Genomic DNA, 13,186 nt, shown 5'->3' on the forward strand with positions numbered 1-13,186 from the left:
GGCCCCCTCACCCCGCCTTCGGCCGACCTCTCCCTCTGGGCGATAGGTCGGCGCGCAGCGCCGGGTGAGAGGGCTCCCGTTTCAGATGACATCGAAAACCTAGATCACCAGTCCCTGCCGGCCGGCCCAATCGAGCAGCAGCTCGCGGATATTGGGGCCATGTGCGCCCTCGAGCAGGGCGGCGGAGACCGAATTGCGAATGGGATCGAGCTCGGTGCCGAGGATCATTTCCTTGATCGGGCCGATGGACGGCGGGCTCATCGACAGCTTGGTCATGCCGATGGCGAGCAGGGCCAGCGCCTCGACGGTGCGTCCGGCCAGCTCGCCGCACATGGTGAGCGGCACGTTGTAGCGACGGGCCATGTCGACGATGTGCTTGAGCGCCCGAAGCCGCGGCAGCGCGATCGGATCGTAGGACTTGGCGACCCGTTTGTTGCCGCGGTCGGCGGCGGTCAAAAACATCACCAGGTCGTTCGAGCCGATCGAGACGAAATCCGCCTCCGGCAGCACCTGGTCGAGCTCCCACAGCAGCGACGGCACCTCGATCATGGCGCCCAGTTCGAGCTTGCTCGGCACCGTCTGGCCGGCATGCTTCATGCGCTCCAGTTCCTTGTTGACCACCAGCCGGGTCTGCCGGAATTCCCAGGCATCGGTAACCATCGGCACGAGGATCTTCATCGGCCCGCCATTGGCGGCCTGCAGCAGCGCCCGGATCTGGATGCGCAAGAGCCCCTGCCGGTCGAGCGCCAGGCGGAGCGAGCGGAACCCCATGGCCGGGTTCTCCTCGGCCTCGTAACGCAGATACGGGATCACCTTGTCGCCGCCGATATCGAGCAGGCGGAAGACGATCGGCTTGCCCTCGGTCAGCCGGATCGCCTCGGAATAGAGTTCGACCTGTTCGCGCAGCCTTGGCAGCCGCGAGGCGATCATGAACTGCAGTTCGGTGCGGAACAGCCCGACGCCCGAGGCGCCGGTATCGTGCAGCATCGGCAGGTCCGCGACGATGCCCGAATTGTGCAGCAGGGTGATCTCGTGGCCATCGCGGGTGATAGCCGGCTTGTCCTTCAGTTCGAGGTAGTGCGCCCGGCGCTTGGCGCCCAGCCGCACCTTGTCGACATAAACCTGGATCATGTCCGGGGTCGGCCGCAGGAACACCGTGCCCTGCGGCCCGTCGACGATGATGTCGTCGCCGGTTTCCGACATCGAGACGATGTTCTCGGCCTGCCCGACCGCCACCAGCCCCAATGATTTGGCGACGATCGCCACATGTGAGATGGCGGCGCCCTCCTCCAGCACCACCGCGCGCAGCCGGCTGCGGTCATATTCGAGCAGGTCAGCCGGCCCCATGTTGCGGGCAACGAGGATGGCGTTCTCGGGCAGCTCCTTCTTGCCCATCGTCGCGCCGTCGCCGGTGAGCACCCGCAGCAGCCGGTTGGCGAGGTCGTCGAGATCGTGCAGCCGGTCCTTGATGTAGGGGTCGGTCGACCGCATCATCCGCGCCCGGGTGTCGTTCTGCACCCGCTCCACCGCCGCTTCGGCGGTGAGGCCGTTGTTGATCGCCTCGGTCAGGCGGTCGACCCAGCCGCGATCGTTGGCGAACATCCTGTAGCTCTCGAGGATCTCGCGATGATCCGAGAACGACTGCATGTCGCCATGGCTGAGCATCTGGTCGATGGAGAGCCGCATCCGGTCGAGCGCATCGGTGAGCCGCTGCAGTTCGATCTCGGTATCCTCGGCGACGAAGTTGGTGACCACCACGCGCGGGTCATGCAGCACAACCTTGCCCAGGGCCACCCCATCGGTGAAGCCGTTGCCGGCGAACTGCCGCGGGCGCCTGAGATCGATATCCTGGCCCGGCTTGATCAGCGCGTCGAAATCGGCGGTCGACATCATCTCGGCGAGCAGCGTCGCCGTGGTCAGCATCGCCTCGATCTCGTCTTCGCCATAGGCGTGCGAATCGCGGTTCTGCACCACCAGCACGCCCAGCGTCTGGCCGGCGCGCAGCACCGGCACGCCGAGAAAGGCCTGGAACGGGTCTTCGCCGGTTTCCGGGCGATAGGCGAAAGCGGGGTGCGCCGGGGCGTTGTCGAGGCTCAGCGGCTCGGCCTGCGCCGCGATCAGGCCGACCAGGCCTTCGCCCAGCCTGAGCGTCGTCATGTGCACGGCGCTCGCTGCAAGGCCGCGCGTGGCGAACAGCTCGAGCGCGCCGTCGTCGCGCAGCACGTAGAACGAGCAGACGTCGGCATGCATGTTGTCGGCGATGAGACTGACGATCTTGTCGAGCCGAGCCTGCGAAGCCAGCGGCTCCGCCATGGTTTCGCGCAGTTGCTTCAACAGCACGCGCGGCCCGCTGATCGCTATGGCCATCGTTCCCGCCCGGCGGCCCGGCGCCGCCCTATCGCCAGCGGCGCCGTGACCGGGGTCTAGGCGTCTCAGGCGTCCTGCTTGTCCAACCCGTAATACGTATGGAGAGCGCGAACCGCAAGTTCGGCATACTCGTCATCGATCAGCACCGAGGTCTTGATTTCCGAAGTGGTGATCAGCTGGATGTTGATCGACTTGTCGGCCAGCGCCTTGAACATCGAGGCGGCGACGCCCGCATGGTTGCGCATGCCTACGCCCACCACCGAAACCTTGGCGCCGCCCTTGGAACTGGTCAGCGTGCGATACTCGAAGCGGCCTGCTTCGCTGGCGGCCTTCAGCGCCTTGACCGCCTTGTCGTGCTCGGCGTCGGGCACCGTGAAGGTGATGTCGGTGGTCGAACCATCCTCGGAGACATTCTGCACGATCATGTCGACGACGATGGATTCGTCACTGAGCGCGCCGAAGATCGCCGCGGCAACGCCCGGCCGGTCCTTGACGTCGCGCAGCGTGATCTTGGATTCGGCGCGCGCCAGGGTGACGCCCGAAACGATCTGCTTTTCCATGATCTCTTCCTCATCGCATACGATTGTGCCGGGAACCCCGGGCGTGCCGTCCGGCGCGATCTGCGGCGCATTCGGATCGTCGAAAGTGGAGCGGACGGTGAGGCGCACCTTGTGTGCCATCGCCATCTCGACCGAGCGGATCATCAGCACCTTGGCGCCGAGCGAAGCCATTTCCAGCATCTCTTCGAACGAGATCTTGCTGAGCCGCTTGGCCTTTGGGGTGATGCGCGGGTCGGTGGTATAGACGCCGTCGACATCGGTGTAGATGTCGCAGCGATCGGCCTTCACTGCCGCGGCAACCGCCACGGCGCTGGTATCGGAACCGCCACGGCCCAAAGTCGTCACCCGGCCCGACGGGGCAATGCCCTGGAAGCCGGTGATGACCGGCACCACGCCGTCGGCGAAGCGCTTCTCGAGTTCGGTCGGATCGATCTCGACGATCCGCGCCGCGCCGTGTGCGTCGTCGGTCTTGATCGGCACCTGCCAGCCCTGGAACGAGCGCGACGGGATACCCATCTCGCTCAGCACCACTGCCATCAGTCCGGCCGTCACCTGCTCGCCCGAGGCGACCACGGCGTCGTACTCGCGCGCATCGTGCAGTTTGCTGGCTTCGTTGACCCAGCCGACCAACTCGTTGGTCTTGCCTGACATGGCCGAAACCACCACGGCGACTTCGTTGCCGGCGTCGACTTCCCGCTTCACGTGCAGCGCCGCCTGACGGATGCGCTCGACAGTGGCGACCGAGGTGCCGCCGAACTTGACTACGATACGGCCCAAGGCCCCTACCCCGACTGTTGCCCGGCTGAACCCGCCGGTACGCTCAGAATGCGGCCGGGGACATGCCACAAACAGCGGGGGTTATCAACAGGACGAACCGGCGCATCGGTTCTGCCACTCTCCCGCCGCGACGCTGCATCCCCTTGCTCCGCATCGGCGCAAGGCGGATAACCCTTCTCATGACCGACACCACCATCAACGCCGACGAGATCGCCAAGTTTGCCGCCATGGCCGACGAGTGGTGGGACCCGAACGGCAAGTTCAAGCCGCTGCACAAGTTCAACCCGGTGCGGCTGGGCTATGTGCGCGACAAGGTGATCGGCCATTTCGGCAAGGACGGCACCGTGCGGCGCCCGCTCGAAGGCGTTCGCATCCTCGATATCGGTTGCGGCGGCGGGCTGCTGAGCGAACCGCTGGCCCGGCTCGGCGCCACCATGGTGGGGATCGATGCCGGCGAAAAGAACATCCGCATTGCCCAGCATCACGCCGAGCAGTCGGGACTTCAGATCGACTATCGCGCCGTGACGGCGGAGGCACTCGATGCCGCGGGCGAGAGGTTCGACGTGGTGCTGAACATGGAAGTGGTGGAGCACGTCGACAACGTGCCGCTTTACATGAAGAGCTGCGCCGGCCTGGTGAAGCCGGGCGGGCTGATGTTCACCGCCACCATCAACCGCACGCCGCGCGCCTATGCGCTGGCCATTGTCGGGGCGGAGTATGTGCTGGGCTGGCTGCCCAAGGGCACGCACGATTTCTCGAAATTCCTGACCCCGGACGAGATTTCGGCGCTCTGCACTCGCAACGGCCTGAAGGTCCTCGACAAGACCGGCGTGGTATTCCATCCGCTGGCCGACGAATGGCGGCCGAGCCGCGATCTGGGCGTCAATTACATGGTACTGGCGGCAAAGCCGCCGGGCAACGACGCCTGATCAGCCGATCACCAGTGTCTCGTGCCCATAGGCGAGGGTGATGGTGCCGCGGATCGGCTGGCCGCTGAGGTCTTCGTCCCAATAGACGAACCAGCGGCCGGCGCCACAGGCGCGGTCGAGCGCCGCTTCGATGGCGATATCGAACGGCTCGCGCGCCTTCAGCACGCTCGCGAAGCTGTCGCTCATCACGGCGCGAATGGCGCCACCGGTGGCCGTGGCAGCGGGGGTCAGGGTGGAATGGTGCATTCTATCCTCCTTGCTGGCGCCGAGGCGCCGTCTATGAGGCAAATCTGCTTCGGTGGGCTTGAACCCCGACTGAACGGCGCATGTCAGGCGCCGTTCAGCATATCGGATCGGATCGATCAGCGCTGGTTCAGCGCGGCGAAATCCTCGTCGCTGAGCTGGATCGCCGCGGCCGCGGTGTTCTCTTCGAGGTGCTTGACCTTGCCGGTGCCGGGGATCGGCAGCATCACCGGCGAGCGTTTCAGCGCCCAGGCCAGGGCGATCTGGCTCGGTGTCGCTCCGTGCTTTTTGGCGATCGCCTGCTCTGCGGCCCCCGGGCCGCGCTCGCCGCCAAGCGGCGCCCAGGGAATGAAGCCGATGCCGTTGGCCTCGCAATAGTCGAGCACCGCATCGCTGCCGCGCGCCGTCGGGTTGTAGCGGTTCTGCACCGTGGCAACCGGGAAGAACCGGCGCGCCGCTTCGATCTCCTCGACGGTTACTTCACTGAGCCCGGCATGCCGCACCAGACCGTCGGAGATGAAGCCGGCAATGGCATCGAACTGCTCGTCGCGCGGGATCGTCGGATCGATCCGATGCAACTGCCACAGCTCGAGCCGCTCGAGTTTCAGTCGGCGCAGGCTCATCAGCACGCCCTGCTTGAGGAATTCCGGCCGGCCGAGGATCGGCCAGGAGCCGGGCCCGTGCCGGGTGAGGCCGGATTTGGTGGCAATGACGGTGCCGCTGGCATAGGGCGCCAGTTCCTCGCCGATCAATTGCTCGCTGACATAGGGGCCGTAGCTTTCGGCGGTATCGACGAAGTTGATGCCGAGTTCGGGCACGCGCCGCAGCGTCCGCCGCGCCTCCTCGGGATCTTCCGGCTCACCCCAGATACCGGGGCCGGTGATGCGCATGGCGCCAAAGCCCAGGCGATTGACAATGAGGTCGCCGCCAATGGCGAACGTGCCCGAGAGGGCAGCGTCGGGAGTAGACATGTGGGAAATCTCCGGGAGAGTCTGCTGGGGGGAGAGCGTCAGACTGCATCCATCGGCACTCGACGATCAACCCTGCCCTTAGGAGCAGTTGACGGCGGGAGCGCTGCTTGTCGGCTCCTCCGAGCCGACAAAACGTCAGTTCGCCTCGTCCGGCACGTGCGGCAGCGGCAGGAAATCGACGCCGTCGTCGATCAGCTCGGCCACTTCGTCGCGCGTCGCCTCGCCATAGATGCCGCGCGGGTCGGCTTCCTTGAAGTGAATCTTGCGGGCCTCCTCGGCGAACTTGTCGCCGACATAATCGGCCTCGCTGGTGACCTTCTTGCGCATGACGCGCAGCATTTCCCTGATCTCGGCCTGCTGCGGATGGCCGCTGGAAAGCGACAGCTTGTCGGAGTTGAGCCGCGCCACCGCCGGCGCCATCAGTGCCTTGTCCACCTTCACCGAGTTGCAGACCGGGCAGGTGACGATGCCGCGCGCGGCCTGCTCGTCATAGGCTTCGGCGCTTTTGAACCACGCGTCGAACTTGTGGGATCTGTCACAGATGAGCGAATAGCTGATCACGCCGATACGTCCTCTCGGGCGACTACCTGGGGGCCCGAAGCGTCGACGGTTAGCGAAAACCGGCGTGCGTTGGCAAGCGCCGGAACCCGCGCGCGGGCGTCTTCCACCGCTGATAGTTCGATCTCGGCGATAGCGACGCCGGGGCCATCCCCGCCAAGCGCGGCGACGACCCGGCCCCAGGGGTCGATGATCATCGAGTGACCCCAGGTGGAGCGGCCATTTTCATGCGCTCCGGCCTGTGCCGCGGCGATCACCCACGAGCCCGTCTCGATGGCGCGCGCCCTGAGCAGCACTTCCCAATGCGCCTCGCCGGTGGGGACGGTGAAGGCGGCCGGCACGGCGATCACCTGCGCCCCGGCTTCCGCCAGCGCCCGGTGCAGCGCCGGAAAGCGCACATCGTAGCAGATGGTCATGCCGAGCGAGAAACCCGGCGCATCGGTCACCACGGCGCTGTCGCCGCCGGCATAGGTCTCGCTCTCGCGATAGTTCCTGAGCCCCGGCAGCGTCGCGTCGAACAGGTGAATCTTGTCGTAGGTGGCGGCGATCGAACCATCCGGACGAAACAGCACCGACCGGTTGGCGAATCTGCCATCGGGCAGCGCCACGGCGAGCGAGCCCAGGTGCAGGTGAACGCCGAGTCGGCTGGCGATCCCGCCGACCCGCGCGATGTCAGGGTTGTTCTCCCATGGGCCGGCCACGGCTTTCAGCCCGTCGCGATTTTCGGCAAATACCACCGAAACTTCCGGCGACAGCAGATAGCTGGCGCCCTCTGCCGCGGCCTCGCCCGCCAGCCGTTCGAGCTGGTCGAGGTTGGGTCCCGGCTGGGTACCCGAATTCATCTGCAGGGCGGCGATGCGCATCGGACCGCTCTAGTTGGCGAGCAACGGATCGAGCTGGCCGCGTCGATCGAGCGCCGCCATGTCGTCATAGCCGCCGACATGGGTATCGCCGACGAAGATCTGCGGCACGGTGCGGCGGCCATTGGCGCGCTGCACCATGGCCATGCGCACATCCGGGTCGTCGGCATCCACCTCCTCGTAGCTCACCCCCTTCTCGTCCAGCAGCGACTTGGCTGCGTGGCAATAGGGGCACCACTGGGTCGTATAGATCTCTACCTTTTTCATTTCGCCTACAGAAACGCTGGGGTTTGTTGACTTCTATATGGGGAGTTCGGCGCCTGTCACAACGCGTGCGAATGAGATCACATCGATTTTGATCACCCCGACCCGCCTGAGCTCGCGCGTGATGGCCTTGACGGTCGAGCCGGTGGTGATGACGTCGTCGACCAGCACCACCCCACGTCCCTTGAGCCGGCGCACCGCTTCGGGGTGGGCGCTGAAGGCGCCGGCGACATTGCGCTGCCGCCCATCGGTGGACAATCCGACCTGCGGCCGGGTGCGCCGGCTGCGGGCAACCAGCCCCGTGTCGACAGCAAGCCCGGTGAGACGCGCCAGCGCCCGGGCCAGTTCGGTGGATTGATTGTAGCGGCGCTCGAACTGGCGCCAGCGATAGAGCGGCACCGGCACCAGCACCGGGCCTTCGGCCCAGAACTCCACGCCCGCCGGGTACATCAGGCGCGCGCAGAACTCGGCCAGTTCCGGCCGGTCACCATATTTGAGCCGGCTGACGATGGCGCGGGCCACCTCGTTGTAGAGCACCGCCGAACGCGCCCGATCGAAAGGCGGTGGATCGGCAATGGCTGCGGCGGAACGCGTTTCGGGGCCCAGCGAGACTTCGAACGGCAGCCCCAGCACCGGGCACCAGGGGCGGGAGATCGGCCTGAGGCTCGCAAAGCAGCGCGGGCAGAGCGCCGCGTGCGAAGCGGTCGGTGCACCGCAATCGAGGCAGGTCGGCGGATAGACCAGATCGAGCAAAGCGCTGCCCAGCCGCACCATGGCGGCCGATCCGGCTTTGACTTTGCCCTGCCCCACTTCCATAACGCCCGGCAGCTTAGAGCGAGATCGGCAAAAGGTGCAGCCTTTTCGATGCGATCGCGCCTCACACCAGACGCACTGACCGAGCGCGAATTGACATGGCCCTGCCCCCGAAGGTTTTCGACCGCGCCCTGATTGCCCATCACCTGTCGCGGCGGCCGGCCGAGCCGGACGATTTCGTCACCCAGCTGGCGCTCGACGACCTGGCCGCGCGGCTGATCGCCGTATCGCGCGAGTTCCAGCGCGCCCTCATCATGTCGCCCGACGGCTCGCGCCTGCCGTTGCTGGGTCGCTCGGCCAGTGGCGCCTTCGCCTTCGAGCGCGCCTCGACCGTGCTGGGCGCGCCGGAGGCGCCGCTGGTCGACCCTGAGGCGCTGGTACTGCCGCACGACGATTACGACCTGATCGTGTCGCTGTTCGATCTGCAGGTGATCAACGACGTGCCGGGCTTTCTGTCCCGTGTCCGCGCCCATCTGCGCCCCGATGGGCTGCTGATCGCCGCGGCGCTCGGCGGCGACAGCCTGACCGAGTTGCGCCAGGCCTTCCTGCGCGCCGATGCCGAAACCTCGGGGGGCGCCTTCGCTCGCGTCGCGCCGTTCATCCCGCTGGCCGATGCGGGCGGCCTGCTGCAGCGGTCGGGCTACGCCCTGCCGGTCACCGATCTCGAGACCTATCCGATCCGCTATGCCGACCTCTTGCGCCTGATGCGCGAGCTCAAGGGCCTCGGCGCCCAGAACCCGCTGGCCGACCGGCCCGGCCGCATGGCGACGCGGACCCTGCTCGCCACCGCTGCCGCCGCCTATGCCGAACTGGCAGGCGATCCCGACGGTCGCGTCCGCGCCACGCTGGAAATCATCTGGCTGAGCGGCTGGGCCCCGCACGAGAGCCAGCAGAAGCCGCTCCGTCCGGGCAGCGCCACGGTGCGGCTCAGGGATGTGCTGGGGAAGGCGGATTAGCCGACGCTGGATCGCTTCACCAATGGCCGAACCGCATTCGGTGGCAGGTGCGGCCGGACGATACCGATGCGGCCAATCGGGAAACGCCTTACAGCGCGTTGTCGAGTTCCTCGGCCGAACGACTGGCGACACTGTCGAACAGCGCCATGACGCTGCTTCCCAGCGTGGTCATCGCCAGCAGCACGCCAATCGCCACCAGCGCGGCAACGAGGCCGTATTCGATCGCCGTGGCGCCCTCTTCGTTGCCGGCAAAGTCCCTGATCTGACCGAACAGCACCCGCATCGCCACCCTCAGAGCAGATCGCAGAGCGGTGCGATCAACGGTTCGTCGGCCGGCGGCATCGGGTAATCGCGCAGGGTCTGCGGGCGCACCCATTTCAGGGCCGCATGCTCGCGCGCCTCAGGCACTCCCTGCCACTTCCGGCAGACGTAAAGTGGCATCAGAAGATGAAAGTTTTCGTAAGAGTGGGACGCAAAGCTTAACGGAGCAAGGCACGCCGTCTTGGTCGAAATACCCAGTTCTTCTTCGAGTTCGCGGATCAGGGCGTCCTCGGGACTTTCGCCGGTCTCGAGCTTGCCGCCCGGAAACTCCCACAGCCCGGCCAGTTGCTTGCCTTCCGGACGCTGCGCAATGAGCACCCGCCGATCCGCATCGATCAGCGCACAGGCGACGACCAGCTGGATCTTCACCCGCGCCCCCAATCCGGCGCCCGCCGGTAGGTGTAGGGATAGACTTCGCCGAAGCCCAGCGAGCCGTAGAGGTTGAGCGCCGGCACGTTGTTCGCCAGGACCTGGATGGCCGAGTGGGTGGCGCCCTTCGAGCGCACCCAGTTGAGCGCCGCCCCCATGACCGCTCGCCCATAGCCCATGCCGCGGGCGTTCGGATGGGTGACGACATTGAGGTAGATGCCCATGCCGCTCGCCACCGCGGCGAGCGCCGCGGCAACCGGCAGGCCGGCCTTGTGGTAGACCAGCACGCCGCGTGCCTCGCAGGCGATATGGCCCAGGATTTCACCCAGCACATCGGTGGTCGGCTGGTCATAGCCGGACATCTGCGCCTGCGCCCGAATCCATTGCGGATCGGTCGGCTCGAAATACCTGGCCTGGAAGTCGAGCGGGAAATCCGCATCCGGCATTTCCATCGCCATGACCAGGCTGGGCTCGAACTCTTCCCACAGCAGCCCGTCGAGCACCTCGACGATCTCCGGCGCCGTCAGCGGCGTCACCCGGAAGACCGGGGCGATGCGATGGCGCTTGGACAGCTCGGCCAACCGCACCAGCCGCAGTTCGGCATAGCTGCCATCGCTGGGGTCGAGGCAATGGATCGAGTTGGCCCGCTTGGTGTAGCCCTGGGCGTAACGCCACAGCCACAGCCCGTCCTGCGCCTGCCTCAGGGCTGGCCACGCCGTGAGGGTCGCCCCCTCGATCTGGCTGACGCTGAGCGGAACCATCAGGACCGGTAGTCGCCGTTGATGGTGATGTAGCCGTGTGTCAGGTCGCAGGTGTAGACCGTCGCCGTGCCGGTGCCCAGGCCGAGCCCGACGCGCACGTCGATCTCTTCGTTCTTCATGTAGGCACTGGTTGCCGCCTCGTTGTAGGCCGGATCGCGCTCGCCTTGCGTGGCGACGCGGATGTCGCCGAAACTGATCTCCAGCCGGTCGCGATCGGCCGGCTCGCCGGCCTTGCCCACCGCCATGACGATGCGGCCCCAGTTGGCGTCCTCGCCGGCGATGGCCGTCTTGACCAGCGGCGAGTTGGCGATCGACTGCGCGATGCGGAAGGCGCTGCGGTCGCTCTCGGCGCCCTCGACGGTGACGGTGACCATCTTGGTCGCCCCCTCGCCATCGCGCACCACGTGGATGGCCAGTTCGTGCAGCACGTCGGCCAGCGCTTCGGCAAACACCTCGGCGCGCGGGTCTGCGGCCGACTCGATCGGCGCGATGCCGGCCTTGCCGGTGGCAAACACCAGGCAGGTGTCGGACGTCGAGGTATCGCTGTCGACAGTGACGGCATTGAAGCTCTGGTCGATCGCCGGCTGCAGCAGCCCCTGCAGCACGGGGGCGGCGATCGGCGCGTCGGTGAACACGAAGCTCAGCATCGTCGCCATATCAGGCGCGATCATTCCCGAACCCTTGGCAATCCCCGAGATCACCACCGGCACACCGTCGAACTCGACCGTCGCGGTGGCCACCTTGGCAAAGGTATCGGTGGTCATGATCGCCCTGGCGGCATCCATCCACGGGCCGGGCGCCAGGCGGGTCGCCATCTCCGAGGTGACGCCGGCGAACTTCTGCGCGTCGAGCGGCTCGCCGATGACGCCGGTGGACGCCAGAAAGATCTCGTTGGCCGCCACGCCGAGCGCCCTGGATACGATATCGGCAGATAGCGCCACCGAAGCCTTGCCCTTCTGGCCGGTGAAGGCGTTGGCGTTGCCGGAATTGACCAGCAGCGCCCTCGCCTTGCCGCCCCCGAGGTTCTGCCGGCACCAGTCGACGGCCGCCGAGGGACATTTCGAGCGGGTCAGCACGCCGGCAACGACTGTTCCCTCATCCATCGAGACGAGCAGAACGTCGGTGCGATTCTTGTATTTGATCCCGGCTTCGGCTGTCGCGAACCGAACTCCCGCGACATCCGGCAGTTCCGGGTAAGTCTTGGGGGCGAGCGGAGAGACGGGATGGGCCATGTTGCGTCCTATACGGCGACAATAGGCCCACCCGTTTGCCTCAAGCCCCGCTGTGAAGCAAGTCGTTCATTTGCTTAAAACGTCCCCCGGAAAAATGCTGGCCGCGACGACGGCGAAAACTGCAGACGGTTTCCGCCGCCGGCCGGGGCGAAGTCAGCAAACCTGAATATTCGACGCCTCATCAAGTGGCGCTTGCGCCCCAGCGGCCGCTGGCGATGAAGCGGCCGAAGCGCGCCTGAATGGTCGGAATGATGAAGTAGACCATGGCGATGACCATCAGCGGCGCGACGACCAGATTGCGCTCCCAGACCGGCCAGTCCGCGGTAAACGGCGCCACCAGGTAGATGATGCCGGTGATCACCGGATAGACGGCAACCAGCACCAGCAGCGCCATGCGCGTCCGCGCCGCCAGTGACGGAGGGGCAGGTCTCGCGGCGGCAGTCGCAGTGACGGTGGCGGATTGAATGGACATTTCGGAACCCCATATGAACGGTACGGCTCGTTACATAACGAAACGGTACGTAACGTTCAAGTGGCTAGGACCCTGCTTTTCGTGTATCCCAGCCATGCATCCCGGTGAGAACCATGACCGACAGCCAACCGCGCAGATCCATCGGAGCCGCCCGCAACCCGGACAGTCACGCGGCGATCCTCGCCGCCGCCGAGGACATCTTCTGCGAGGCGGGCTATGCCGGCTTCTCGATCGAAGCGGTGGCGCGACGGGCTCGCGCCGGCAAACCCACCATCTACCGCTGGTGGCCGTCCAAGGCACATCTGCTGCTCGATGTCTATACGCGGCTCAAGAGCTCGCGCATGCCCGATCCGGATACTGGCACGCTAGAGGGCGACATCCGGGCTTTCCTCACCGAGCTGGTCCGCTTCTGGTCAGGCAATACCGGGGGCGTCTACCGCTCGCTGATCGCCGAGGCCCAGGCTGATGCGAAGGCGGCCGAAGCGCTGCAGGCCTATTCGGTCGAACGCACCCGGCACACCGCCGCCATGTTCGATCGCGCCAAGGCGCGCGGCGAGATGCGCGCGGACGCCGACAGCCTCGCTGCCTCCGATCTGATGTCCGCCTATGCCTGGAAACTGCTGCTCACCGACCGGCTGGTCGACCAAGACGACGCGATCGACAAGGTGACCGCTATCCTGGTGCGCGGCCTCGTGAAATCGTCAGACGATTGAGCCGCACGGGCTAACCAGGT

At 66.3% G+C, this 13,186-nt stretch carries 16 protein-coding genes; 3 read left to right on the top strand and 13 right to left on the bottom strand.

Annotated elements, in window-relative coordinates; genetic code table 11:
* Positions 1-99: 99 nt before the first annotated feature.
* Positions 100-2,367, bottom strand: a complete 2,268-nt coding sequence (gene ptsP / locus APS40_RS07420; protein WP_055046438.1) for a phosphoenolpyruvate--protein phosphotransferase — start codon at positions 2,365-2,367, stop codon at positions 100-102.
* 65 nt (positions 2,368-2,432) lie between these two features.
* Positions 2,433-3,704: an aspartate kinase gene (locus APS40_RS07425; RefSeq protein WP_055046439.1), complete on the bottom strand. Its 1,272-nt coding sequence runs from the start codon at positions 3,702-3,704 to the stop codon at positions 2,433-2,435.
* Between the two features lie 179 nt (positions 3,705-3,883).
* On the opposite strand from APS40_RS07425, the gene ubiG reads away from it, so the two are divergent.
* Positions 3,884-4,633: a bifunctional 2-polyprenyl-6-hydroxyphenol methylase/3-demethylubiquinol 3-O-methyltransferase UbiG gene (gene ubiG, locus APS40_RS07430; protein ID WP_055046440.1), complete on the top strand. Its 750-nt coding sequence runs from the start codon at positions 3,884-3,886 to the stop codon at positions 4,631-4,633.
* Here the strand turns inward: ubiG and APS40_RS07435 are convergent, their stop codons facing one another.
* The 6 genes from APS40_RS07435 to APS40_RS07460 all read right to left on the bottom strand — a co-directional run bounded on the left by APS40_RS07435 (position 4,634) and on the right by APS40_RS07460 (position 8,339).
* Positions 4,634-4,879: a hypothetical protein gene (locus APS40_RS07435; RefSeq protein ID WP_055046441.1), complete on the bottom strand. Its 246-nt coding sequence runs from the start codon at positions 4,877-4,879 to the stop codon at positions 4,634-4,636.
* 116 nt (positions 4,880-4,995) lie between these two features.
* Positions 4,996-5,847 (bottom strand): aldo/keto reductase, encoded by an 852-nt coding sequence (locus tag APS40_RS07440; RefSeq protein ID WP_197279453.1) that lies wholly within the window; start codon positions 5,845-5,847, stop codon positions 4,996-4,998.
* Positions 5,848-5,982: 135 nt separating this feature from the next.
* Entirely contained in the window at positions 5,983-6,408 is a 426-nt protein-coding gene (locus tag APS40_RS07445; RefSeq protein WP_055046443.1) for a DUF1178 family protein, read from the bottom strand.
* Positions 6,405-7,268 (bottom strand): carbon-nitrogen hydrolase family protein, encoded by an 864-nt coding sequence (locus tag APS40_RS07450; protein ID WP_055046444.1) that lies wholly within the window; start codon positions 7,266-7,268, stop codon positions 6,405-6,407. Before APS40_RS07450 ends, APS40_RS07445 begins: the two co-directional genes overlap by 4 nt.
* A 9-nt stretch (positions 7,269-7,277) precedes the next feature.
* On the bottom strand, positions 7,278-7,532 hold the full coding sequence (grxC, locus tag APS40_RS07455; RefSeq protein WP_055046445.1) for a glutaredoxin 3: 255 nt from the start codon (positions 7,530-7,532) through the stop codon (positions 7,278-7,280).
* Between the two features lie 33 nt (positions 7,533-7,565).
* Positions 7,566-8,339 carry a ComF family protein gene (locus APS40_RS07460; RefSeq protein ID WP_236884216.1) on the bottom strand — a complete coding sequence of 258 codons (774 nt, stop codon included), beginning with the start codon at positions 8,337-8,339 and terminating at the stop codon, positions 7,566-7,568.
* A 101-nt stretch (positions 8,340-8,440) separates the two neighbouring features.
* Here APS40_RS07460 and APS40_RS07465 point away from each other — a divergent pair, with 101 nt between their 5' ends.
* Positions 8,441-9,298: a hypothetical protein gene (locus APS40_RS07465; RefSeq protein WP_055046447.1), complete on the top strand. Its 858-nt coding sequence runs from the start codon at positions 8,441-8,443 to the stop codon at positions 9,296-9,298.
* Between the two features lie 88 nt (positions 9,299-9,386).
* Here the strand turns inward: APS40_RS07465 and APS40_RS07470 are convergent, their stop codons facing one another.
* From APS40_RS07470 to APS40_RS07490, 5 genes are all read right to left on the bottom strand, one after another.
* Positions 9,387-9,581: a Flp family type IVb pilin gene (locus APS40_RS07470; protein ID WP_055046448.1), complete on the bottom strand. Its 195-nt coding sequence runs from the start codon at positions 9,579-9,581 to the stop codon at positions 9,387-9,389.
* 8 nt (positions 9,582-9,589) lie between these two features.
* Entirely contained in the window at positions 9,590-9,988 is a 399-nt protein-coding gene (locus APS40_RS07475; protein WP_197279454.1) for a (deoxy)nucleoside triphosphate pyrophosphohydrolase, read from the bottom strand.
* Complete coding sequence (locus APS40_RS07480; protein ID WP_055046450.1) at positions 9,985-10,749, bottom strand: GNAT family N-acetyltransferase; 765 nt, start codon at positions 10,747-10,749, stop codon at positions 9,985-9,987. Before APS40_RS07480 ends, APS40_RS07475 begins: the two co-directional genes overlap by 4 nt.
* A complete protein-coding gene (gene argJ / locus APS40_RS07485; protein ID WP_055046451.1) occupies positions 10,749-11,981 on the bottom strand; it encodes a bifunctional glutamate N-acetyltransferase/amino-acid acetyltransferase ArgJ in 1,233 nt (410 codons plus the stop codon). Before argJ ends, APS40_RS07480 begins: the two co-directional genes overlap by 1 nt.
* 181 nt (positions 11,982-12,162) lie before the next feature.
* Positions 12,163-12,453: a hypothetical protein gene (locus tag APS40_RS07490; protein ID WP_236884217.1), complete on the bottom strand. Its 291-nt coding sequence runs from the start codon at positions 12,451-12,453 to the stop codon at positions 12,163-12,165.
* A gap of 113 nt (positions 12,454-12,566) precedes the next feature.
* Here APS40_RS07490 and APS40_RS07495 point away from each other — a divergent pair, with 113 nt between their 5' ends.
* Complete coding sequence (locus APS40_RS07495; protein WP_055046453.1) at positions 12,567-13,166, top strand: TetR/AcrR family transcriptional regulator; 600 nt, start codon at positions 12,567-12,569, stop codon at positions 13,164-13,166.
* Positions 13,167-13,186 lie beyond the last annotated feature (20 nt).

Source organism: Devosia sp. A16 (assembly GCF_001402915.1).
In the GTDB taxonomy this organism is placed as follows: domain Bacteria; phylum Pseudomonadota; class Alphaproteobacteria; order Rhizobiales; family Devosiaceae; genus Devosia_A.

Bases quoted from the DNA above. Each gene is read 5' to 3' on its own strand.
- APS40_RS07450 (WP_055046444.1), bottom strand. From the start codon at position 7,268: ATGCGCATCGCCGCCCTGCAGATGAATTCGGGTACCCAGCCGGGACCC.
- APS40_RS07435 (WP_055046441.1), bottom strand. From the start codon at position 4,879: ATGCACCATTCCACCCTGACCCCCGCTGCCACGGCCACCGGTGGCGCC.
- APS40_RS07480 (WP_055046450.1), bottom strand. From the start codon at position 10,749: ATGGTTCCGCTCAGCGTCAGCCAGATCGAGGGGGCGACCCTCACGGCG.
- APS40_RS07495 (WP_055046453.1), top strand. From the start codon at position 12,567: ATGACCGACAGCCAACCGCGCAGATCCATCGGAGCCGCCCGCAACCCG.
- grxC (WP_055046445.1), bottom strand. From the start codon at position 7,532: ATGAAAAAGGTAGAGATCTATACGACCCAGTGGTGCCCCTATTGCCAC.
- APS40_RS07440 (WP_197279453.1), bottom strand. From the start codon at position 5,847: ATGTCTACTCCCGACGCTGCCCTCTCGGGCACGTTCGCCATTGGCGGC.
- APS40_RS07465 (WP_055046447.1), top strand. From the start codon at position 8,441: ATGGCCCTGCCCCCGAAGGTTTTCGACCGCGCCCTGATTGCCCATCAC.
- ptsP (WP_055046438.1), bottom strand. From the start codon at position 2,367: ATGGCCATAGCGATCAGCGGGCCGCGCGTGCTGTTGAAGCAACTGCGC.
- APS40_RS07490 (WP_236884217.1), bottom strand. From the start codon at position 12,453: ATGTCCATTCAATCCGCCACCGTCACTGCGACTGCCGCCGCGAGACCT.
- ubiG (WP_055046440.1), top strand. From the start codon at position 3,884: ATGACCGACACCACCATCAACGCCGACGAGATCGCCAAGTTTGCCGCC.
- argJ (WP_055046451.1), bottom strand. From the start codon at position 11,981: ATGGCCCATCCCGTCTCTCCGCTCGCCCCCAAGACTTACCCGGAACTG.
- APS40_RS07470 (WP_055046448.1), bottom strand. From the start codon at position 9,581: ATGCGGGTGCTGTTCGGTCAGATCAGGGACTTTGCCGGCAACGAAGAG.